Annotated in this window: 1 protein-coding gene; it reads left to right on the top strand. The window is 75.9% G+C overall.

All coding sequences use genetic code 11. The features are described 5' to 3' along the window. The first annotated feature begins 51 nt into the window (after positions 1–51). On the top strand, positions 52–25,455 hold the full coding sequence (locus tag IG88_RS43385; RefSeq protein ID WP_051851923.1) for a non-ribosomal peptide synthetase: 25,404 nt from the start codon (positions 52–54) through the stop codon (positions 25,453–25,455).

The following is a 25,455-nucleotide window of genomic DNA, read 5'->3' as shown; positions in this document are numbered from 1 at the left end:
GGCAGACCGCGGCACACCACACGGCGAGTCCGAGCACACACGGAAGGGCACATGGACAACAAGCGCACGCTGCTGCTCAGCCTCCTGCAGAAGGCCTCCGCGGCCAAGGCGCCGGGCGGCACGGCGGACCGCGGCGACGAGGGCATCGCCGTGATCGGCATGGCCTGCCGCTACCCGCTCGCCGACAACCCCGACGAGTTCTGGGCCAACCTGCGCGACGGCCGGCACTGCGTCACCGAGGTCCCCGGCGACCGCTGGGACGTGGCCGCCCACTACGGTCCCGACGGCGACGACCCGGCGAAGAGCTACACCAAGTGGGGCGGGTTCCTCAGCGACGTCGACAAGTTCGACCCGCTGTTCTTCCAGATCTCGCCGACCGTCGCCGAGAACATGGACCCCCAGGAACGTCTGTTCCTGCAGACCGCCTGGGAGACCCTGGAGGACGCCGGCTACCCGCCGCAGCGGCTCGGCCCCAACAGCCCCGTCGGCGTCTTCGTCGGCCTGATGAACAGCAACTACGAGTGGATGGGCGGCGAGGCGCACGCCCTCGGCGTGCGGACCGACGCGCACTCCGACCACTGGTCGCTGGCCAACCGGGTGTCCTACGTCCTCGACCTGACCGGTCCCAGCCTCGCCGTGGACACCGCCTGCTCGGCCTCCCTGACCGCGGTCCACCTGGCGTGCGAGAGCCTGCGCCGGGGCGAGTGCGAGGCCGCGGTCGCCGGCGGCGTCAACCTGATCCTGCACCCCAAGCACCTGGCGCTGTACTCGCGCCGGACCATGGTGGCCCACGACGACCGCACCAAGAGCTTCGGGGCCGGGGCGGACGGCTTCGTCGCGGGCGAGGGAAGCGGCGCGCTGCTGCTCAAACCGCTCTCCCGTGCCGAGGCCGACGGCGACCGGATCTACGGCGTCATCCGCGGCACCGCCGTCAACGCGGGCGGCAAGACCGTCGGTTACACCGTGCCGAGCCCGACCGCGCAGGCGGCGGTGATCCGGGCGGCTCTGCGGCGCGGCGGCGTGGATCCGGCCACGGTCTCCTACGTCGAGGCGCACGGGACCGGCACGCCGCTGGGGGACCCCATCGAGATCGCCGGCCTGCACGAGGCCCTCGCCGTGCCCGGCGCCACCGACCGGACCGTGGCCGTCGGTTCGGTCAAGTCCAACGTGGGCCACCTGGAGTCCGCCGCCGGTGTCGCCGGGCTGACCAAGGTGCTGCTGCAACTGCGGCACGGGCAGATCGCGCCGTCGCTGCACTCCGCGGAACCCAATCCGGAGATCGACTTCGCCGCGACCCCGTTCACCGTGCAGCAGAAGCTCGCCCCGTGGCCCCGCCCGGCCGGCGAGGGACCGAACGGACCGCTGCCCCGCCGCGCCGGAGTCAGCTCCTTCGGCGGGGGCGGCGCCAACGCCCACGTCGTCGTGGAGGAGTACCTGGGCCGCGAGGAGACCCGGGTCCCGGCACCGGGACCCGAACTGGTGGTCCTGTCGGCCCGCACCGAGGAGCGGCTGAGGGAACAGGCCCGGCGCCTGGCCCGGTTCGTGGCGGACGCCCGCCGGACGGACCCGGCGCCGGAGCGGGACACGGACCGCCTGGCGGACTGCGTCCGGATCGCCGCCGCCGTGCTCGGCGTGGCCCCCGAGGATCTCGACGCCGACTCGGACCTGCGCGACTTCGGCTTCGGATCGGCCGAACAGGCCGCGCTCGCCCGGGCGCTGAACGACGAGTTCGCCACCGCCGTGACCGCCTCCGACCTGACCGCGGTGAGCCTGCGCGAACTGACCCGCCGCATCGCGCCGGCCCCGGAGGACACCGTCCCCGGCGAGACCCTCCTGCTCGCCGACGTCGCCCACACCCTCCAGGTGGGCCGGCAGCACATGGACGCCCGGCTCGCCTTCACGGCGGCGGACCTGGACACCCTGCACGCGCGGCTCACCGCGTTCGCGCAGGACCACCGCGACCCGACGGACCCGGGTGTGCACCACGGCTTCCTCACCGACCGCCGCGGCCCCGGCGAGGACGACCGCGCCCGGCTGGAACGGGCCTCGGCCGAACGCGACCTGGAGACACTGGCCGCCCTGTGGGTCGCCGGCGCCCGCGTGGACTGGTCACGGCTTCGCGAACCGGGCAGCGCCCGCTGCGTCTCCCTGCCCACCTACCCCTTCGCCCGCGACCGCTACTGGCTGCCCGAGCTGCCGGCCCGCCCGGCGGGCGAGCCGCACGGGAACGGGCGGGCGACACCGGCCGGCGCGACGGACGGCGACGACCGCCCGACGGCGGACGCACCGGCGGTCGACGGCGCCGGCATGGAGTACTACCGGCCGCAGTGGGTGCCCGCCCCGCGCCCCGCCCACAACGGCACCGCGGACGCGGCGCGGCACGTCCTCGTCCTGGCCGGCCGCCGCACGGAGCGGCTCGCCTCGGCCGTGGCACGGCTGCACCCCGAAGGGTCCGTGCGGACCGTACTGATCGACGAGCCCGCGGCCGGGGACTGGACCGCCGCCGTCGCGGCGGCCGACCACGTCTACCACCTGGCCGGCGCCGGGGCCGCCACCCTGGAGGACAACCACCGCCTCGGCCTGGCCCCGCTGTTCCAGCTCACCCGCCCGCACGTCGGCTCGCGCGGCCCCCGGGCCCTCACCGTGGTCACCGCAGGCGTGCACCGTGTGCCCGTCGGCAGCGGCGGCAGCCCCCACGGCGCCACCCTGCACGGGCTCACCCAGGTCCTGACGAGGGAACTGCCCGGTCTGAAGGCGGTCTGCGCCGACATCGAGGACGCGGACCCGTCCGGACCGGAGGAGCTGTCCCGCACCGCCGCCGCGGTGGTCGCCGAACGGCCCGACCCCTCCGGCACGCTCGTGGTCCTGAGGGGCACGAAGCGCCACGTGCGCCGGTTCGTCCCCGTCTCCCAGGGCGCTCCGGGCCCCGCGGCCGCGGACCGCCCCGTCTACCGGGAACGGGGCGTGTACCTGATCGTCGGCGGCACCGGGGGCGTCGGCCTCGCCCTCAGCGAGCACCTGGCCGCCGCCCACCGGGCCCGACTGGTGTGGCTGAGCCGTACCGTGCCCGGCGACGCGCAGCGTGCGGCCATGGAACGGATCAGGGCGCTCGGGGGCGAGGTCCTGCACGTGGCCGGGGACGTCGCCTCGGCCGCGGACGTGCGGCGCGCCCTGGACGAGGCCGAACGGCGGTTCGGCGCCCTGCACGGTGTCGTCCACTCCGCCATGACCTTCGACACCCGCCCGCTGGCCCGGCTGACCGAGGACGAGTTCCGCGCCGGACCGGCCGCCAAGATCGAGGGCAGCGTCGTGCTCGCCGAGACCCTGGGCGAACGGCCGCTGGACTTCCTGGTGCTGTTCTCCTCCATGGGCGCCTTCGCGGGCGCCGCCGGAAACGGCACCTACACGACGGCGACCGCCTTCCAGGACGCCTGGGCGCACTGGCTGGCCCAGCGGCGGCCGTACCCCGTTCGTGCGGTGAACTGGGGCTACTGGGGCGAGATAGGGTCCGGCGACCGGCCCGGACTGCGCCGGATGTTCGCCGAACTGGGCGTCGAGCCGTTCGGTGTCGCCGCCGGTCTCGACGCCGTGGAACGGGTGATCGCGGGCCCGCACCCGCAGGTCATGCCCATCCGCGCGAACGCCCGGGGACTGGCCGCGCTGGGCCTGGACGGCGTACCGGCCGACGGCGGCACCCCCGGCGCCGGGGGTGCCGTCCGCGGTGACGCGGACATCGACCGGGTGGTGGCCGCCCACCGGCGGCTGGACGCCCTCAGCGAGACGGCACTCCTCGGCGCCTTCCAGCGCATGGGGGTCTTCCGGCGGCAGGGAGAGGCCCACCGCACGGACGCCCTCGCCCGCCAGCTCGGCGTCCTCGGCAAGTTCGGCCGCCAGCTCGGCGCCCTGCTCAACATCCTGGTCCGGGCCGGCCACCTCGCCGACGAGGGCGGGACCGTCTGCACCACGGCGGCCGCCGAAGCCGCGCCCACCGCACCGGGGGCGCTGCGCGGGGCCTTCGACGCACTGGCCGCGGACCACCCCGACCTGGCACCCACGGTGACGCTCACCCGACTGTGCATGGAGCGCTACCCGGAGATCCTGCGGGGAGACGTGCGGGCCACCGAGATCATGTTCCCGGACGCCTCCATGTCCCTGGTCCAGGACTTCTACAAGGGCAACCCCCTGACCGACTCCTTCAACGACCGCGTCGCCGACGCGGTCCGGGACCACCTGGACGCGCTGCCCGGGACCGCCCCCGTGCGCGTCCTCGAACTGGGTGCGGGCACCGGCGCCACCTCCGAGCGGGTCCTGCCGGTCCTCGCGCCGTACGGCGACCGGGCCGAATACTGGTTCACCGACATCTCCGCGCGCTTCCTGGACCACGGCCGCAAGCAACTGGCGGCGGCCCACCCCAGTCTGCGCTTCCGCGTCCTCGACCTGGAGAAGGACATCCGGGGGCAGGGGTTCGAACCGGGCAGCTTCGACGTGGTCGTCGCCACCAACGTGGTGCACGCGACCAGTGACCTGAGGGCCACCCTCCGCAAGGCCCGGACCCTGCTCGCGCCCGGCGGCCGCCTCGTGCTCAACGAGCTGACGACGCTGCGCAGCAGCAACACCGTCGGCGGCGGCGTGCTGGACGGCTGGTGGCTGTGCACCGACCCCGGGCTGCGCATCCCCGACTCGCCGCTGGCGGAGCCCGGAACCTGGCTGCGGCTGCTGCGGGAGGAGGGCTTCGAGGACGCCACCGCGACCGGCGGCACCGCCTCGGACGGCACCGACCTCGGCCAGACCGTGGTCGTCGGGCGCAGCACCGCGGACGCCGCCGGGGAGGAAGAGACCACCCGGACCGGCCCGGCACGCACCGCCGCGCACGGCGCCGGGGCCGGGACGGCCGCGAACGGGACGGCCGCGAACGGGACGGCCGCGAACGGGACGGCCGCGACCGGGGCCGCCGGAACCGGCGCCGAAGCCGCCGACCCCGCCGAGGCGCTCCTTGCCCGGCTGCTGGACATCACCGCGCGCGCCCTGAAGCTGTCCGAGCCGGTCCACCCCGACCGCCCGCTCCAGGACTACGGGTTCGACTCGCTCACCGGCATGGACATCGTCGCCGGCATCGCCGAGGAGTTCGGCGTCAAGGTCGACCTCAACGACTTCTACGAGAACCCCACGCTGCGTGAGGCCGCCGCGCACTTCCACGGCGCGGGGATCCTCACCGTGCCCACGGCCGCCGCCGAGCGCCCCGCCGGACCACCGGCACCGCACACCACGGTGACGGCGCCGGCCGCCGCCCAGGCCCCCGCGGCGGCCGGACCCGTCCCGGTCGCCGCCCCGCCGCCCGAGCCGCCGGCCGAACCCGGCGCGCCGGTCGAACAGCCGTTGTCCCGCGGCCAGCACGCCCTGTGGGCGATCGAACAGCTCAGCGGGGACGGCTGCGCGTACAACGTGCCACTGGCGTCCTGGCTCGCCCCCGACGTCGACGTCACCGCGCTCCGCACCGCCCTGCAGACTCTCCTGGACCGGCACGACCAGCTCCGCTCCGTGTTCGACATCCGGGACGGCGAGCCGGTGCAGTCCGTCGCACCCTGGCAGGAACTCGACTTCAGCCACCGCTACCTGCGCGCGAGTGCGGACGAGACCGTGCGCGAGCGGCTGCGCGCCGAGGCCGCGCGGCCCTTCGACCTGCGCCGCGGGCCCCTGATGCGGGCCACCCTGTTCAGCCTCGACGACGGCCGCCGGGCGCTGCTCGTCGTCTTCCACCACATCGTCTTCGACGGCGTCTCCATCGGCGTGTTCCTGCGCGGACTCGAAGACGCCTACCGGCGCGCCGCCGCGGGCGAGCGGCCGCCGGCGGACCGCCCCGCCACCACCTACGCCGACTTCACCGCCGAACAGCGCGCTCTGCTCGACGGCCCCGAGGGCCGACGCCTGCGTGCCTACTGGCTGGACCGCCTGGACGGCGAACTGCCCGTACTGCAACTGCCGTTGGACCGACCCCGCCCCGCGGTGCCGAGCTACCGCGGCGCCAGCGTCGAGGGGCGCCTTTCCGAGGCGGCCGTCCAGGCGGCCCGCGCGCTCGCCCGGCAGGAGCGCACGACCCTGTTCGGTGTACTCGTCGGCGCGTACGCCACCCTGCTCCACCGCTACGGATCGCAACGGCGCATCCTCGTCGGAACGCCCACGAGCGGTCGTCCCGGCACGCGCTACGACGACGTGGTCGGCTACTTCATGAACATGGTCGTGCTGGTGCACGACATCGAACCCGAGGCCGGCTTCCGGACCCTGCTCGCCCAGGTCCACCGCACCGTGACCGAAGCGGTCGAGCACGCCGCCCTGCCCCTGATCGACGTCGCCGAGGCCCTGCGCGAGGCCGGCCGCGGCTCCCTGGGCCCCGCCTTCCAGGCCGCGTTCTACTTCCAGAACTGGCTGGAGCGGGACCGCCAGGAGACCGGTCTGGTGCGGGGCCCGGTGGACGGCGTCCACCAGGAGGGGGAGTTCGACCTCACCCTGGAGGTCGTCGAGGAGAGCCACGGGGCCCGCTACACCGTCAAGTACAACCCGGACCTGTTCGACGAGAGCACCGTGCGACGCGTGGCCGACGACTACGAGCGCCTCCTGGACCGGCTGCTCGCCGACCCGGGCCGCCCGCTCGCCGAGGCGCACCTGCTCGACGACGAGGAGCTGCGGCGGCTGCACGGCGAGTGGAACGCGACCGGCCGCGACTACCCGCGCGAGCGGACCCTGCCCGAACTCTTCGCCGAACAGGCCGTCCGGCACCCCGAGTCGGTGGCCGTCGTGCACCGCGGACAGGCCCTCACCTACGGGGCGCTGGCCGCACGCGTCGACCGGCTCGCCGGGTACCTGAGCGGGCTCGGCGTCGCCCGGGGCCGCACGGTCGGCGTGCTGCTGGAACGCTCCGCGGACCTCGTCGTCGCGCTCCTCGCCGTGCTGCGCGCCGGCGGCGCCTACGTGCCGCTCGACCCCACCTACCCGCCCGGCCGGCTCGCCCACATGGCCGAGGACGCCGGGCTGCACCTGCTCCTCGCCGACGCCACCACGGCCGGTCTCGTCCCCCCGGGTTCCGTGCGCACCGTCCTGCTGGACGAGGACGCCGCGGCGATCGCCTCCGCCGCCCCGGCCGGCGAGGGCCCCGCCGCCCAACCGGACGACACCGCCTACGTCATCTACACCTCCGGCTCGACCGGCACGCCGAAGGGGGTCGAGGTCGGCCACCGGGCGCTGGTCAACTTCCTCACGTCCATGGCGCGCGAGCCGGGCTTCGGCCCCGAGGACCGCCTGCTCGCCCTGACCACCGTGTGCTTCGACATCGCGGGCCTGGAGCTGTACCTGCCGCTCGTCACCGGCGGCAGCCTCGAACTCCTGCCCGCCGAGGACACCCGGGACGGCGTACGGCTGCGCAGGGCCGTGGAGGCCGCCCGGCCCACCGTGATGCAGGCCACCCCCGCCACCTGGCGGATGCTGCTCGCCGCGGGCTGGCCCGGCTCCACCGCACTGAAGGCGCTGTGCGGCGGGGAGGCGCTCGACGCCGAGACCGCCCGCGACCTGGCCGTGCGCACCAAGGAGCTGTGGAACCTCTTCGGACCGACCGAGACGACCATCTGGTCCTCGGCCGCCCGGCTCACCCCCGAGGACCGGGTCACCATCGGCCGTCCCATCGCCAACACCCAGTTCTACGTGCTCGACGAGCGGGGCGCCCCGCTGCCGGCGGGCGTGCCGGGCGAGCTGTACATCGGCGGTGACGGTCTGGCCCGCGGCTATCTGGGCAGGCCCGGACTGACCCGGGAGCGCTTCGTGCCCAACCCGGTGCCCGGCGCGCCCTCGCCCCGGCTCTACCGCACCGGTGACCTGGTCCGGCGGCTGCCGGACGGGCGCGTCGAGTACCTGGGCCGCATGGACTCCCAGATCAAGCTGCGCGGGTTCCGCGTCGAACTGGAGGAGATCGAGGCGGTCCTCCGGCGCGCGCCCGGCGTCCGCGAGGCGGTGGTGGTCGCCCGTGAACCGTCCCCGGGCAACACCGCCCTGCGGGGATTCTGCGTCCTCGACGACGGTCGTCCCGGTGCCGCCGTGCCGACGCGGCAGGAGCTGGGCGAGTGGCTGCCCGCCTACATGATCCCCGACGTGCTCGTCGCGCTGCGCTCCCTGCCCCGCACCCTGAACGGCAAGGTGGACCGCACCGCGCTGGCCGGGGAGGACCTCGACACACTCCGCGAGCGGCACGGCGACGCGACGGCGGGCCCGGCGTACGGGCCGAACCCGTCGGACGCCGCCGGACCCCGCCCTGACGAGCCCCGCCCCGACGGGCCCTACCCCGACGGGCCCTACCCCGACGGGCCGCACCACCGGAACGCCCGCCCGGGGCCGTCCGCCGGCGCCGACCCCGCGCCGTCCGTCGCCCGGCTCCGCCACGACCTGGCCACGGCGATCGGCGAGCTGGCCGGCCTCGCGCCGGACCAGGTCCCCGGCACCACGCCGCTCGGCGAACTCGGCCTGAACTCGGTGACGTTCACGACACTCGCCGTCCGGCTCGCCGAGCGGCTCGGCATCGAGGCCGAACCCACCCTGTTCTACCGGTTCACCACCCTGGACGCCCTTCTCGCACACCTGCGGGCCCGCCACCCCGAACGGGTCGGCACGGCGGCCGCGAGCGGGTCGCGGCAGCCGTCCGGACAGCCGGCACCACGGACCGGCGAGCCGGGGGCCGCGACCGGGGACGTGGCGGTCATCGGCATGGCCGGAAGGCTGCCGTCCTCCCCGGACCTGGAGACCTTCTGGGACCACCTGGTGGCGGGCCGCGACCTGGTGACGGAGATCCCCGCCGCGCGCTGGAACTGGCGCGACCACGGCCAGGGGTCCCGGTCCCGGTGGGGCGGCTTCGTGCCCGACGTCGACCACTTCGACGCGGCCTTCTTCGGGATCTCCCCCCGCGAGGCCGAACTGATGGACCCGCAGCAACGCCTGGTGCTCCAGACCGTCTGGCACGCCGTGGAGAACGCCGGCCACCGCCCCGGCGACCTCGCGGGCCGCCGCGTGGGCGTGTTCCTGGGCGTCACCAACTCCGACTACCCGGAGGTGCAGCGGCTCGCCGGACGCGGTGTCGAGGGCCACACGGTCACCGGCTCGGCCGTGTCCGTCGTCCCCAACCGCGTCTCCTACCTGCTGGACCTGAGGGGCCCCAGCGTGGCCGTGGACACGGCGTGCTCCAGCTCCCTGACGGCACTGGAACAGGCCGTGACCGCGCTCCGCACCGGCCAGTGCGAACTCGCCCTGGCCGGCGGGGTCAGCCTCATCCTCGCCCCCTCGCTGTACGAGGCCCTCAGCCGCGGCGAGATGCTCAGCGAGGACGGGCGCTGCAAGGCCTTCGACAGCCGCGCCAACGGCTACGTGCGCGGCGAGGGCGTGGGCGTGCTGCTGCTCAAACCGCGCGAGGCGGCGGTACGCGACGACGACCCGATCCACGGGGTGATCAAGTCCGTGGTCACCGGGCACGGCGGTCGCACCACCTCGCTCACCTCACCCAGCCCCGCCGCCCAGGCGGACCTCGTCCACCGTGCCCACCGCGAGGCGGGTACGGACCCGGCCGACGTCGGGTACGTCGAGGCGCACGGCACGGGCACCGCACTCGGTGACCCCATCGAGGTCGAGGGCCTGAAGGAGGCCTTCCAGCGGCTGTACCGCGAGGCGGGCCGCGACCTGCCCGAACGGCCCACGTGCGGGCTCGGCTCGGTCAAGACCGCCATCGGCCACCTGGAGGGCGCCGCCGGTGTCGCCGGCGTGCTCAAGACCCTGCTGGCGCTGCGCCACCGGACGCTGCCCACCCACCTCCACTACGAGGAGCCCAACCCGTACATCGACTTCTCCGGCACCCCCTTCGAGGTCACCGACCGCACCCGGCCCTGGCCCGCGCCGTGCGACGCCGACGGCACGCCCCGCCCCCGGGTGGCCGGGGTCAGCAGCTTCGGCTTCGGCGGCGCCAACGCCCACGCCGTCCTGGAGGAGGCCCCGGCCCGGCCGCACCGGGCGTCCCGCCCGGCAGGCCCGCTCGTCTTCCCCCTGTCGGCCCGCACCGACCGGGCCCTGGCCGAGGCCGCCGCCCGACTGGCCCGGTTCCTGCGGGCCGGGGACGTGGACCTCGGGGACGTCGCACACACCCTGCAGCACGGCCGCACCGCGTTCGACCGGCGTCTCGCGGTCGTGGCGGCGGACCGCGACGAACTGCTCGCCGGTCTCGACGCGGCGGCCGCCGGACACACACCGCCGGCGTCCCGGCACCACGGCGGCGCCACGGACCTCGCCCGCGCCTGGACGGACGGGACCGACGTCGACTGGCCCGCACTCGACGCCGGCGGTTGGCGCCCGCGCCGCGTCGGCCTGCCGGGATACGCCTTCGAGCCCGCCCGGCACTGGGTGGCGCCCGGCCGGCCGCCCGCCGCGGCGCCGGCCACCGGCAAGCTGCACCCGGTCCTGCTGGACACCAACGTCTCGACCTTCGCCGGGCCCGCCTTCGACAAGCGGTTCACCGGGGACGAGTCCCTCCTGCGCGACCACGTCGTCAGGGGGGTGCCGGTCCTGCCGGGGGTGTGCCAACTGGAGATGGCCCGCCTCGCCGCGGAACTGGCCGCGGGAGACGGCAGCCGGGTGACCCGCGTGGAGGACATCGTCTGGGCGACGCCCGTCGAGGTACCGCGGGGCGAGAGCCGCACCGTACGGCTGCTGCTCGGCCCGGCCGGGGAGGAGCCGGACGGGAGCGTCGGCTACCGGCTGGCAGGGGCCGGCGAGGACGGCGGGCGGACCGCGCACGGCAGCGGCCGGCTCCGGTTCGGCGGGGCCGTGGGCGAACCCGAGCGGATCGACCCCGCGGCCATCGCGGCCCGCTGCGCCCGCACCCGCGACAGCGAGGAGTGCTACGCCCGCTTCGCCGAGCACGGCTTCGCCTACGGCCCCGCCCTGCGGGTGCTGGAATCCGTCGCCCACTCGGCCGACGAGGCGCTCGCGACCGTTCGGCTGCCCGACCCCGCGGAGGAGCGGGCCGCGTACCGCTTCCACCCGGCCGCCCTCGACGCCGCGCTGCAGACCACCGGAGTCTTCGCCGCGGCCACCGGCGGGGTGCCCCACCTGCCGTTCTCCCTCGGCGCGGTGGAGCTGCTCGGCGACCTCGCCCGGGCCCGGTACGTGCACGTCACCAAGGCGGGCCCGGCGGCCGCCTTCGACATCCGCGTCACCGACGACACCGGTCGGGTCCTCGCCCGCATCGAACGGTTCACGCTGCGCCCCGTGCCCGGCGCGACGCCCCCGGACCCGGACACCGCCGACGCGGTGGAGGGCGCCGCCGGGGTGGACGCCGCCCTCGTGCCCGGCTGGGTGCCGGCCCCGAGCCCGGCGCTGCCCGCGGTGCCGTCGACCGGCCCCGTCGTCCTGCTCGACCCCGAGGGCGGCGCCGCGGGCGCGCTGCGGCAGGCGCTCCTCGCCGTCGAGCCCGACACCGAGGTCGCCGTCCTGGAGTCCGCCGACGCCGAGGCCGTCGTCGCCGCCCTCGACGGGCTCGCCGGCTCCGGAACGCCCCGCGTGGTCCAGGTGGCCGCGCGCACCACCGACCCCGAACGCGCCCTCGCGCTCGGCCCCGGCCTGACGCTCGCCCTGTGCCGCGCCTGGCAGGCGGCACACCGCGGCCGACTGCGGCTGCTGTACGCGCACGAGGAGACGTCGCCCGCCGCCGCGTTCGACACGGCGGCCGCCGCCTTCGCGCGCTCCGCCCGGCAGGAAAGCCCCGAACTGCGGCTGTCCACCCTGGCCGTCGCCCCGGGGCAGGACCTGGCCGCCGCGGTGGCCGCTGAACTGCGGACCGACGGCGGCGACGTCCAGGTCCGCCGGGGCGGCGAAGGTCGCCAGGTGCGCGGCTGGCGCCCCGTCGCCCTCCACCCGGCGGACGCCGAACCGTTCGGCACCGGAGGGGTGCACCTGGTCAGCGGCGGCACCGGGGGAGTCGGGCGTCTCGTCGCCCGGCGGATCGCCCGGCGCACCGGCGGCACCGTCGTCCTGGTCAGCCGCACCCCGCTCGCCGAGGACACGGCGGACGGCCTCGCGGACGTCGCTCCCGGCCGGATCGTGCACCTGTGTGCCGACGTGACCGACCGGCGGGCGGTGGCCGCGGTGGTGGCCGAGGCGCGACGCCGGTTCGGCCCGGTGACGGGTGTGGTGCACGCGGCCGGGATCCTGAACGACGGCTTCCTGCTCCGCAAGACGGACGAGGAGTGCGCCGCCGTGGTCCGGCCCAAGGTGCTGGGCGCCCTGTGGCTGGACGAGGCGACCCGCGAAGAGCCACTGCGCCACTTCACGGTCTTCTCCTCGCTCGCCGCCGCCCTCGGCGCCCCCGGACAGGCCGACTACGCGTACGCCAACGCGTTCCTCGGTTCCTTCGTCGCTGCCCGCGAGGCGGCCCGTGGGCGCGGTGAGCGTCCCGGGCGGAGTCTGGCCGTCGACTGGCCGCTGTGGCGGGACGGAGGCATGCGGGCCGACGAGGCGGCCGTCGCGCAACTGCGCGCCGAGCTGGGCGTCGCTCCGCTCGGCGAGGCGGAGGCACTCGGCTTCTGGGAGCGCGCCCTGGCCACCGGGGAGCCGTCGGTGCTGCCCGCTCCCGCCGACCCCGCCGCGCTGCTCGGGGCCCTGAGCGGCGCTGCCCCCGCGACGGCCGGTGACCGGCCTCGACCGGAGAAGGCCCCGCGTCGGGACAAGCCGGAGGGGGAAGGCGCCCCGGTCTCCGAGGAGCACCTGCGCGAGCAGGTGGAGGACTACCTCGTCGGGCTGCTCGCCGAGGAGTTGCGCATGCCGCGTGACGAGGTGGACCCGGTCGAGTCCTTCGAGCGGTACGGCATCGACTCGCTGCTCGTGATGAGCCTGACCGGGCGTCTGGAGGAGACGTTCGGACCACTGCCGAAGACGCTGTTCTTCGAGTACCTGACCGCCCGCGAACTGGCCGGCCACCTGCTGCGGCGCCACCCGGAGCAGGCGGCCTCCCTGGCCGCCGGCAGCGGCCCCGACCGCACTCCCGCCGACGCGCCTGCCGACGCCGGAGCCGGTGCTCCGGCCCCGTCCGCCCCGCGTGTCCACGCCTCCACCGCCGGCCCCACCGCCCCCGCCGGGGTGCGCGCCGCGGTGGCCGACCCCGCTCCGTCCGAACGCGGCGCCGAACCGGCCGGCCCGGCCGGCCCGGTCGGCGACGTCGCGATCATCGGGGTGGCCGGACGCTATCCGCAGGCCCCGACGCTCGACCGGTTCTGGCAGAACCTGCTGGAGGGCCGCGACGCCGTCGAGGAGATCCCCGCCGACCGCTGGGACCACTCCCGCTACTACGACCCCGACCGCTCGGCGCCCGGCAAGGCCTACGCCAAGTGGGGCGGGTTCCTCCACGACGCGGACCGGTTCGACCCGCTCTTCTTCCGGATGCCCAAGACCGAGGCCGACCACCTCGACCCCCAGGAGCGCGTCTTCCTGGAGACCGTCTGGCACCTGCTGGAGAACGCCGGGCACACCCGCCAGAGCCTGGCCGGGTCCCGCACGGGCCTGTTCGTCGGCATGATGTACGGCCACTACCAGCTCTACAACGTGGACCGGGCCCTGGAGGGCACCGGCGCGGCCACGTCCTCGTCGTACGCGTCGGTCGCCAACCGGGCCTCGTACTTCTTCGGCTTCACCGGCCCCAGCGTCGCCCTCGACACCATGTGCTCGTCCTCGCTCGTCACCATCCACCTGGCGAGCCAGGCGATCCTGCGCGGGGACTGCGACGTGGCCGTCGCCGGGGGAGTGAACATCACCAGCCACCCGGTGAAGTACCTGCAGTTGTGCCAGCGCGGCTTCCTGTCCTCGGACGGACGCTGCCGCAGCTTCGGCGAGGGCGGCGACGGATACGTGCCCGCCGAGGGCACCGGCGCGGTGCTGCTCAAGCGGCTGACCGACGCCGAGCGGGACGGCGACCGCGTTCTCGCGGTGCTCAAGGGCTCCGCCGTCAACCACGGCGGAACGGGCAAGGGGTACAGCGTCCCCTCGCCGCGCGCCCAGGGCGACCTCATCGCCGAGGCGACCGCCCGGGCCGCCGCCGCGGGGCTCGATCCCCTCGCCGTGAACGTCGTCGAGGCGCACGGCACCGGCACCGCGCTCGGCGATCCCGTCGAGATCAGCGGACTGGAACGCGCCTTCGCCGACCGCGACCTGACCGGCCGTACGGTCTCGATCGGTTCGGTGAAGTCCAACATCGGCCACGCCGAGTCCGCGGCGGGCATCGCCGCCGTCACCAAGGTGCTGCTCCAGCTTCGGCACCGGCGCCTCGTGCCGTCCCTGCACGCGGAGCGGCTCAACCCCAACATCGACTTCTCGTCCACCCCGTTCGTGGTGCAGCGCACGGCCGCCCCCTGGTCCGCCCCGGTCGACGCGCAGGGGCGTGAGCTGCGGCGGGCCGCCGGCGTGAGCGCCTTCGGAGCCGGCGGGACCAACGCCCATCTCATCCTGGAGGAATACGTGCCGACCCCCCGGCCGGGGACCGCGGACGTCGCGCCCCTGTTCGTGCTGTCCGCCCGGGACGAGGACCGGCTGCGCGAACACGCCGCCAACGTCTCCCGGTTCCTGCGCGAAGAGGGCGCCGACAGCGATCCGGCCGCGCTCGCCTGGACGTCCCAGACCGGCCGGGAGGCGCTGGCGCAGCGGCTCGCCGTCCGGTTCACCGGCGTTGAGGACCTGGTGGCCCGGCTCGACGCCTACCTGGCCGGGGAACGGGTGCCGGGTGTCTGGACCGGCACCGCGGCCCGCGGGGGCGGGCGGACCCTGCGCGCCCCCGGCACCGGCACCGACGAACTCGCCGGCCACTGGGCCGCCGGCGGCACGGTCGACTGGGCCCCCGCCGACGGCACCCCGCCCGTCCGGATCGAATTCCCCGGCTATCCCTTCGAGCGCCGGCGCTGCTGGCTGGACACCGGCCTCGCGGCGCCGGGCACCGGCGTCACCGAAGGCACCGGCGTCACCGAAGGCACCGGCGTCACCGGCGGCGCGGCGGTGTTCCTCACCAAGGAGTGGCAGCCCGCCCCCGCGACGGCGGGGCCCCTGCCCGGCTCGGTCGCGGTACTGGCCACCGATCGGACGGCGGCCCTTGCCCGCGCGCTGTGCGCCGAAGTACCCGGCGCCCGGGTCGTCACCGCCGCCGACCCGGCCGGTTTCGACGCGGGTTCCCACGACGCGGTGGTCGACCTCGCCGGCTGCGACCCCGGCCGGGACGACGACCTGGAGGACTGGCTGCCCCGGCTCCAGCAGGTGATCACCGCCGCCGGAGCCACCCGGCCCCTGCTGCTCGCGGTCACCCGGGGCCTGGAACCGGAGCCGGCGACGCCCGGCTCCGGCGCGGGCGTGCTGCGGGCCGGCCTGTACCGGATGCTGCAGAGCGAGTACTCCCGCGTCCGTACCCGGCACGTCGACCTCGACCCGGACGCCGACGACGCCGCCGCCGTCCGGAGCCTGCTGACGGAACTGGCGGCGGACGACGAGGAGGGCGAGACCGCCCACCGCTCCGGCGGCCGGCTGCGGCCGGTGCTCACCCCGGTCGCGCGGCCGGACCGGGGCGGCGTGGCGGCACCCCGGCCCTTCCCCGCCGACCAGGTGGTCCTGGTCACCGGCGGCACCCGCGGCATCGGCCTGCTCGCCGCCCGTCACCTGGCGCGCGCGCACGGCGTGCGCAAGCTCGTCCTCACCGGGCGGCGCCCGCTGCCCGCGCCGGACCGGTGGCCCGAGCTGCGCGACGAGCCGGGCAGCCTCGGCGAGACCGTGCGGGCCCTGCTGGACCTCACCGAGCGGGGAGTCCGGGTGGAGACCCGCGCCCTGCCGCTGTCGGACGCCCGGGCGGTGGCCGAGGCGGTGCGGGAGATCGGCACCCGGCTCGGCCCGATCGGCGGTGTGCTGCACTGCGCGGGTCTCGTCGACACCGAGCACCCGGCGTTCGTCCGCAAGCCGCTCGACGTCGTCCGCGAGGTGCTGGAACCGAAGGTCTCCGGCGCCCGTACCCTGCTGCGGGAGCTGGCCGGACAACCCCTGCGGTTCGTCGTCCTGTTCTCCTCGGTGGCCGCCGCGGTGCCCGCACTCGCCGCCGGCCAGAGCGACTACGCCATGGCCAACGCGCACCTCGACTGGCTGGCCCGGACCGCCGCCAACGGCCTCCCGGTGGTCAGCGTGCAGTGGCCGAGCTGGCGCGACACCGGGATGGGCGAGGCACGCACCGACGCCTTCGGCCGCTCCGGCATGGCCGCCCTCACCGACGAGCAGGGCCTCGCCGTGCTCGACCGGGTGCTCCTGGGCGGCCTGGGCCCCGTGGTGCTCCCGGCGGTCGTGGCCGACGCCGCGGCCTGGCGGCCCCACACGCTGACGAACCGCCGCCTGCCCGCGCAGGCCACCGGGCCGGCCCCGGCCCCCGGCGCGCCTTCGGCCACCGCCCCGTCGACGTCCCCCCGCACCGGGTCCGAGGACGGACCGGTCGCCGCGGAGGCGGAGGCCGCCGCGCTGGAGTGGATGCGGGACCTGCTGGCCGGGGAACTCGGCTTCGAGCGTGACCGGATCGCGCCCGACGTGCCCATCGAGGACTACGGCATGGACTCGATCCTGGTGACCCAGGTGCTCAGCACCCTCGGCCGGCACCTGGACGTCGATCTCGACCCGTCCTCCCTGCTGGAACACTCCACGCCGCGCGCCTTCGTGACCTGGCTGGCGCGGCGCCACCCGGATCGGGTGACAACCGTGTTCGGCACCCCGGCCGAGCCGACAGCCCAGGCCGAGCCGACAGCCGCGGCCGAGCCGACAGCCGTACCCGCCCGGGAACAACACCCCGTGAAGACCGCCCCCGCTCCCGTCCCCGCGGCCCCCGCCCCCGGAGCGGCGATGACCGCCCCCGCCCCCGCGGCCGGGGACGGGCAAGGCCCGCTCGACCTCGCGGTCGTGGCGATGGCGTGCCGGTTCCCCGGGGCGGACGGGCCCGAGGCGTACTGGGACCTGCTGCGCGAGGGCCGTTCGGCCATCGGGCCGGTGCCTGCCGGGCGCTGGGGCTACGACAGCGGCTTCCTGGCCGGGCTGATCGACGGGTACGGCGAGTTCGACCCGGACCCGTTCCTGCTGACGGAGCAGGACGCCGCCGCGATGGACCCCCAGGCGCTCCTCCTGCTGGAGGAGTCCCTCAAGCTGTGCCACCGTGCCGGCCGTACCCCGGCCGAGCTGAAGGGCCGTCCGATCGGCGTCTACATCGGCGGCCGCACCCAGCGGCTGCCGGACGAGGACCGGCTGCTCGCCGCCCGCAACCCGATCGTGGCGGCCGGGCAGAACTACCTCGCCGCCAACGTCTCGCAGTTCCTCGATCTGCGCGGCCCCAGCGTCGTCGTCGACACCGCCTGTTCCTCCGCCCTGGTGGCGATGGACATGGCGGCGCAGGCCCTGCGGTCCGGGCGGATCGAGGCAGCCGTCGTCGGTGCGGTCAGCCTGCTCGGCACCGACCGCGCGCACCGCGTGTTCGCACAGCGCGGCCTGCTGCGCGACACGCCCGACTTCCACGTCTTCGACCGGCGGGCCGGTGGCGTCGTGCTCGGCGAGGGAGCGGGTCTGGTCCTGCTCAAGCCGCTGGACCGGGCGCTGGCCGAGGGGGACCGGGTGCTCGCCGTCGTCAAGGCCGTCGCCGTCAACAACGACGGCAGGACGGCCGGTCCGGCCACCCCGAACATCGCCGCCCAGCGGGAGGTGATGCGTGAGGCCCTGGCCCGCAGCGGCAGGCGCCCCGAGGACATCGGCTACATCGAGGCCAACGGTTCCGGCTCGGTCGTGACCGACCTGCTGGAGCTGAAGGCGATCGCCTCCGTGTACCGGGAGGACTCCGACCGGCCGTGCGCCCTGGGCTCCGTCAAGCCCAACATCGGCCACCCGCTGTGCGCCGAGGGCATGGCCGCGTTCCTCAAGGCGGTACTGATCGCCCACCACCGCGAGGCCGTGCCCTTCCTCTCCGGCCACCAGCCCCCCGACCACTTCGACCTCGCCGGCTCCCCCTTCCGGCTGGACCGCGCGGCGCGGCCCTGGGGCGAGGAGGTCCCGGTGGTGGCCGTCAGCTCCTTCGCCGACGGCGGCACCAACGCCCACGTCGTCGTAGAGGGCCGCACGGAGGACGACCCGGACCGGACCGTGCGCCGCCCCCTGCCCCCGCCCGTCTTCGACCGGCGGTCCTACGCCCGCCCCGAGCCGCGTACCGGTTCGGTCCGCGGCGCCGAACCGTCCGCAGTGGAAGGAACGTCCGTGCGTGAGCACCCCCTGCACGAGCGCGTCGTGCTGTCCGCCGACCACCCCGCCCTGTCGGGGCACCGGGTCAACGGGGAGCTGCTGCTGCCCGCTCTGGCCTACGTGGACCTCTTGCTGCGCTGTCTGGAATCCCGCGGCCACCGCCTGGCGGAACTCGAGCTGCGGGACCTGACCGTGCTGCGCCCGCTGACCGTGCCGGACGGCGGCGCCACCGAAGTCCTCCTCCACGGCGAACCGGCCGGCGACGGCTGGAAGGTACGCGTCCAGGACGCCGGCGCGGCGGGGACCGGTGTCCGGCCGTACGCCACCGCCGACGTCGTCCGCACCGGCCCGGCCGCGTTCGCGGACCGGGTCGCGCCCGCGCCCCCGCCCGGCCCTGCGGTGCCGCTGGACGAGGTCTACGCCCAGCACGCGGCGCACGGTCTCAGCCACACCGGTCCCATCCGGGCGGTCGGCGAGGTCCGCGAGGACGCCGGTCAACTGGTCGCGTCCGTCGCCGTGCGGGAGTCCTCGGACCCGGGCGGGTTCCTGTGCCATCCGGCCCTGCTGGACGGCAGCGCGATCGCCGCGGGGCCGGTCTTCGCGGCGGCGGTCACCGAGAAGGGCGGCCTGTTCCTGCCGATCCACGTGCGGTCCTTCCGGGCCGTGCGCCCGCTCGGCGGAAGCTGCACGGCCCGCGTCGACAAGAGCACCGCGGGCCGTGCCGGGGAGCTGGTGTTCCTGACCGTCGACCTGTACGACGACGAGGGGCGGCAGGTCGCCCGGATCGACCGCCTGGCCAGCAAACTCGTCCGCCCGGGCGCGACGGCCCCGCCCGCCGCGGCCCGGCCCCGGGCGGCGGAGGAGTTCCTGCGCCGGCTGGTGGCCGAGCGCACCGGCCGGGCACCGCAGGACGTCGACACCGGGATCGGCTACTACGAGCTGGGGCTGGAGTCCGCCCAGGTCCTCGAACTCGTCGAGCGCATCGAGGAGACGGTCGGCGAACCCGTGCCGCCCACGCTGCCGTTCGAGCACGCCACCATCCAGGACCTGGCCGCCCACCTGACCACCGCCCACCCGCGTGCCTTCGGCGCGCCCGGGACCGGACCCGGCCCGCTGGACCCGGCGGGCTCCGCACCCCGTACGGCGACCGGACCGGCCGCCGCGCCCGCCGCCCCCGGCGACCTCGCGCCGCCTTCTGCCCGCGACCACGCCGGCCGGCCGGCCGCCACCGCGCACCGGCCCGCAGCCGTCGCCCCGACCGCTCCGCCGCCGTCCCCGGACGAGCCGGCGAACCCCCTCCACCCGTACGGCGCCCGGCCGGGCGCGGCCGGGCGCCCGGCGGACACCGGCGCGGGCGGCACCGGGGAGCCGGTCGCGATCGTCGGCATGGCCGGGCGGTATCCCGGCGCACCCGACCTCGACACCTTCTGGAGCAACCTGCGCGAGGGCCGCAGCACGGTCACCGAAGTCCCCGCCGAACGCTGGTCGCAGGACGAGGTCGGGCACGTCCGCAGCCCCGGCGGCCGCTCCGTCTCCCGCTGGGGCGGATTCCTCGACGACGTCGACCGGTTCGACGCCGGGTTCTTCCGCATCTCACCGCGTGAGGCGGAAGGCATGGACCCGCAGGAGCGGCTCTTCCTGGAGACCTGCTGGCAGGCGGTGGAGGACGCCGGGTACACCCCGCGCACCCTCTGCCCGCCCGTCGGCCCCGACGGGCTGCGGCCGGTGGGCGTCTTCGCCGGCGTCATGCAGCACGACTACCTCCTGGTCGGCGCCGATGCGCTGGCCGCGGGCGCCGGCGTGCCGCTCGTGCTCAACCAGGGGCAGATCGCCAACCGCGTCTCGTTCTTCTCCGGCTTCCACGGTCCCAGCATCACGCTCGACACGGTGTGCTCGTCCGCCCTGAGCGCGGTCCACCTGGCTGTGCAGAGCGTGCGCCTGCGCGAGAGCCGGGTGGCCATCGCCGGTGGTGTCAACCTCTCGCTCCACCCGGGCAAGTACCTCACCTACGGCATGGCCCACATGCACGCGAGCGACGGCCTGTGCCACTCCTTCGGGGAGGGCGGCGACGGCTACGTGTCCGCGGAGGCCGTCGGCGCCGTCGTCCTCAAGCCGCTCGCCGACGCGCTGCGCGACGGCGACCACGTCTACGCCGTGATACGCGGCAGCGCCGCCGGGCACGGCGGCACCACCAGCGGCGTCACCGTCCCCAGCCCCGTCGGGCAGGGCGAGATCGTGGCACGCGCCATCGCCGACGCCGGTATCGACCCGCGCACCATCGGCTACGTCGAGGCCCACGCGGCCGGCACCTCCCTGGGCGACCCCATCGAGGTCGAGGGACTCGCCCGCGCCTTCCGCAGGTGGACCCGGGAGACCGACTTCTGCGGCATCGGCTCCGTGAAGTCCAACATGGGCCACGCCGAGGGCGCCGCCGGCATCGCGGCGCTCACCAAGACCGTGCTCCAACTGCACCACCGCACGCTCGTGCCGTCCCTGCACGCCGACCCGCCCAACCCGCACCTGGGACTGGAACGCACGCCGTTCCGCGTCCAGCGCACCCTGGAGGAATGGCGGCCCCGGCACGACGCCGACGGGAGGCCGCTGCCGCTGCGCGCGGGGGTCGGCAACATCGGCGCCACCGGATCCAGCGCCCACCTCGTCCTGGAGTCGTTCACCGCGCCGCCCCGCGGACCCGAACCGGACGGCCCCACGGTCGTCCCCCTGTCGGCCCGCGACGGCGAGCGGCTCACCGCGTACGCGCGGCTGCTGCTGACCCGGCTGCGCCCCGGGCCGGCCGGCGGCGTGGCGGACCTGGTCCGAGACGCGCTCGCCGAGCGGCTCGGCGTGACGGCGGACGCCGTGGACACCGCGGCCTCCTGGGCCGACCTGGGGGTGGAACCCCGTCACCTGGCCCAGCTCGGTGACCGTCTCGCCGAGCGGGGGAGGACCGTCACCACCGCCGAGCTGATCGAGGCCGGCAGCGTCGAGGCCGTCACCGCCCTGTTCGGCGAGGACGCGGCGCGGCCGCCGTTCTCCCTGACCGAACTGGCCCACACCCTGCAGACCGGCCGCGTCGCCCTCACCGAGCGGGTCGCCTTCGTCGTGCGCGACCTGGCCGAACTGACGCAGAGGCTCCAGGACTTCGTCGACCGGGACACCTCCGCGCCCGGCGTCCACCGGGGTTCGGTGAAGACCCACCGCGACCTCGTCGGCCTTTTCACCGACGACGGCTTCCGCGAACTCCAGCGCGGCTGGGCGGCACGCCGCGAGGCGGACCGGGCCGCCCAGGCATGGGTCGCCGGCCTGGAGGTCGACTGGACGCTGTGGTACCCGGACGGCCCCCCGCGCCGGGTCTCCCTGCCCACCTATCCGTTCGCGCGGGACCGGTACTGGCTGCCCGTCCCCGACGGTGCCCGGCGCGCGGGGACCGCTCCGGCGTCCCCGGACGCGCTGCGCAACACCTCCACCGTCGACGTCGTCCGCTTCACCGCCGTACCCGAGCGCGCCCCGGACCGGGAGGCGCTGCTGGCACTGGTGCGCGAGGCCTGCGCCCGGGGCCTGGAACTGGCCGAGGAGGACGTGGAGCCGGCGGAGGTGACCTGGCAGGGCCCGCTGCCCGCGGCCGGGGCGACCGTGCACGTCCTGCTCGACGTCGAGGACGAGGACGCCGCCGTCACCTTCACCGTCACCGCCGACGACGCCGTGTGCTGCGCGGGCGGTGTCCTCGTCGCCCCGGACGAGGAGGAGGACACCGCCGTACGGGAGCGGGTGTACCTGACCAAGCGGTGGATGCCCGCCCCCGACGCCGGCGTGGAGGCCGCGCAGGGCGGCGAGGACGGACCGCGCCGCCGCGTCGTCGTCCTCGCCGGGGCCGACACCCGGGACCTGGCGTGGGCCCTGGACCGGCACCTCCCGCCCCGGCACGAGGTGGTGGTGCGGGACGTGGACGAGACCGCCGAGCTGCCCGACCCGGTGTGGGAGAAGTGCGACGGCTGGATCGACCTCACCGGCTGCTCGCGCACGGCCCCGGCCTCCGACGCGTGGCTGGGCCTGCTCCAGCGGTTCGTCGAGGCGGGGCGCCGGGACGACATGCGGATCCTGTGCGTCACCCGGAACCTGGAGGCCGTCGGCGGGGAGGCGGTCAACCTCGCGGGGGCGACCCGGGCCGGCATCTACCGCGCCCTGCAGTCCGAGTACGGCCACCTCCGCTCCCGGCACGTCGACACGGACGGCGACCCGGTGACGGGTGTCGAGGCCCTGGCCGCCCAGATCGGCACCGAGTACGCCGCGGCCGACGACCACCCTGCCGTCTGCTACCGCGCCGGGGTGCGGCACCTGCCGGAGCTGCGGGAGGTGCCGGTGGCCGGCCGGGCGCGCGAGGTGACGCCCTTCCCCGCCGGGCACGTCCTGTGGGTCACCGGAGGCACCCGCGGCCTGGGCCGGCTGTGTGCCGAGCACCTGGTGCGCCGGCACGGGGTGCGCCAGGTGGTCGTGACGGGACGCGAGACCCTGCCGCCCCGGGCGGACTGGGACCGCCTCGTCGCCGAGGACGGTCCGCTCGGCCGCAAGCTCGCGGGCATCCGCGCGCTGGAGGACCTCGGCGCCCGGGTACGGGTCCTGGACACCCCGCTCGGTGACGCCGGCGCGGTCCGCGAGGCCGTGGCCGCGGTGGTCCGGGACATGGGACCCGTCGGCGGCGTCCTGCACGCGGCCGGCGCCGGAGACCCGGAGCACCCGGCGTTCATCCGCAAGCCCCTCGCCTCGATCCGCCGGGTCTACGAACCCAAGGCGGCGGGGCTCGACGCCCTGCACGCGGCCCTGGCGGACCAGCCGGTGCGTTTCTGGGTGCTGTTCTCCTCGACCGCCTCGGCCGTCCCGGCCCTGGGCGCGGCCAACTGCGACTACGCGGGCGCCAACGCCTATCTCGACTTCTTCGCCGCGGCCCACGCGCGAGCGCTGCCGGTGGTCAGCGTGCAGTGGTCGAGCTGGCGCGAGAGCGGCTTCGGAGAGATGACCACGCCGGCCTACCGTGCCACCGGGCTGGGCAGCCACACCGACGCGGAGGGGCTGCGCATGCTGGACGAGATCCTGGCGGAGCGGCCCGCTCCGGTGGTGCTCCCGGCCATGGTGGAGCGGGACCGCTGGCAGCCCGCGACACTGCTCGGCCGACGGCTCCCCACCGCTTCGCCCGCCCGGCCGTCCACCCCGGCGTCCACCCCGTCACCCACTCCCACTCCCGCGCCCGCTCAGCCGGGCGGGGCGGCCGAACCGGTCGACACCGACGCGCTCACCCCGGTCGTCCGTGCCTGGCTCGTGGACCTGTTCGCCGAGGAACTGCGCATGTCCGCCGAGGAACTGGACCAGGGCCAGGCGTTCCACGAACTGGGCGTCGACTCGATCCTGCTGGCCCAGGTCCTTCAGCCGATCAACCAGAGTCTCTCCGAGCCCATCGATCCCTCGGCCCTGTACGAGTACGCCACGTTCGACGAGTTCGCCGCATGGCTGACCCAAACCCGGGGCACCGAACTCGGCCCGGTCGTCGCGGCCCAGGCCCAGGCCCGGCCGCCCGCCGACGGGGTGCCGTCCGGCGGCAGCGTGGTGCCCGCGGCGGACAGCCCGGCCCGCCCGGCCCGCCCGGCGCGCGCCCGGCGTTCACGCCGTCGCGCACCGTCCGGCGCCGCGTCCCGGGTCGAGACCGGCGCCGCGGGTACGGACATCGCGGTCGTCGGCATGTCGGGCCGCTTCCCCGGGGCGGCCGACCTGGACGAGTACTGGCGGATGCTGGCCGAGGGCCGCACCGCCATCGCCCCGCTCGACCCCGACCGCTGGGGAGGCCGGCCGACGGACCACGCGGCGCTGCTGCCCGAGGTCACCTCGTTCGACACCGGGTTCTTCGGAATCCCCGCGGAGGAGGCCGCCGTCATGGACCGGCAGGCGCTCGTCCTGCTGGAGGAGGGCGCCGCCCTGATCGGCCACGCCGGTTACACCCGGGAGGAACTGCGCGGACGGCCCGTCGGCGTCTACGTCGGCGCGCGCGGACGACTGCGCGCCGAGGACGACGCCCGGTACTCCATCCGTGCGGTCGGCCAGAACTACCTGGCCGCCAACCTCTCCCAGTTCCTGGACCTGCGCGGCCCGAGCATGGTGGTCGACACCGCCTGCTCCTCCGCGCTGACAGCCATGAACACGGCCGTACAGGCCCTGCTCACCGACGAGGTCGAGGCCGCCGTGGTGGGCGCCGTGTCGCTGCTGACCAGCGGCGAGGCCCACGAGGGGCTGCGCAGCCGGAACCTCCTCAGCCCCGAACCCGCCTTCCACGTCTTCGACCGGCGCTCCGCCGGCATCGTGCTCGGCGACGGCTGCGGCCTGGTCCTGCTCAAGCGGCTGGACCGGGCGCTGGCCGACGGCGACCAGGTGTACGCGGTGCTCAAGGGCATCGCCGTCAACAACAGCGGTCGTACGGCGGGACCCACCGCGCCGGGCTTCGAGGCGCAGAAGGAGGTGCTGAGCACGGCGCTGCGGCGCAGCGGGCTGCGCGGCGGCGACATCGGCCACGTGGAGACCAACGGATCCGGCTCCACCGTGACCGACCTGCTGGAGCTCAAGGCGATGCAGGCCGTGTACCGGGAGGCGGCGACCGAGCCCTGCACGCTCGGCTCGATCAAGCCCAGCATCGGTCACCCCCTGTGCGCCGAGGGCATCGCGGCGTTCCTCAAGGCCGTGCTGATGCTGTCCCGGCGGCAGACGGTGCCGTTCCTGTCCGGACAGCAGCCGCCGGAACACTTCGACCTGGCCGCCGCCGGGTTCCGGCTGCCCCGGGAGACGGCCGAGTGGACCGCGCCCCGGCCCACCGCCGCGGTCAACTGCTTCGCCGACGGCGGCGCGAACGCGGCCGTGATCCTCACGGCCTGGGACGCGGGCGACGCGCCCGTACCGAGGCGCAAGCCGCTCTCCCCGCCGCTGCTCGACCGCCGTCCGCTGCCCGGGCCCGCGGCGGACGCGCCCGCCGCCGCCCCGGCGCCCGTGCCGGCCACGACCGCGGCGGTCCGCCCGGCCCCGGCCCCCGCCCTGTCCGTCTGGGAGAAGTACTCGGCCGGCGCGCCCGCCGCGACCGAGGGGCACACCCCGCAGCTCTCCGTCTGGGAAAGGTTCTAA

The organism is Streptomyces sp. NRRL F-5650, assembly GCF_000721365.1.
Taxonomy (GTDB): domain Bacteria; phylum Actinomycetota; class Actinomycetes; order Streptomycetales; family Streptomycetaceae; genus Streptomyces; species Streptomyces ardesiacus.
Note: the sequence above shows the minus strand (reverse complement) of the source record. Positions and strands in the feature narration are given on the sequence as shown.

Coding starts and splice junctions, on each gene's coding strand:
- IG88_RS43385 (WP_051851923.1), top strand. CDS start 52: ATGGACAACAAGCGCACGCTGCTGCTCAGCCTCCTGCAGAAGGCCTCC.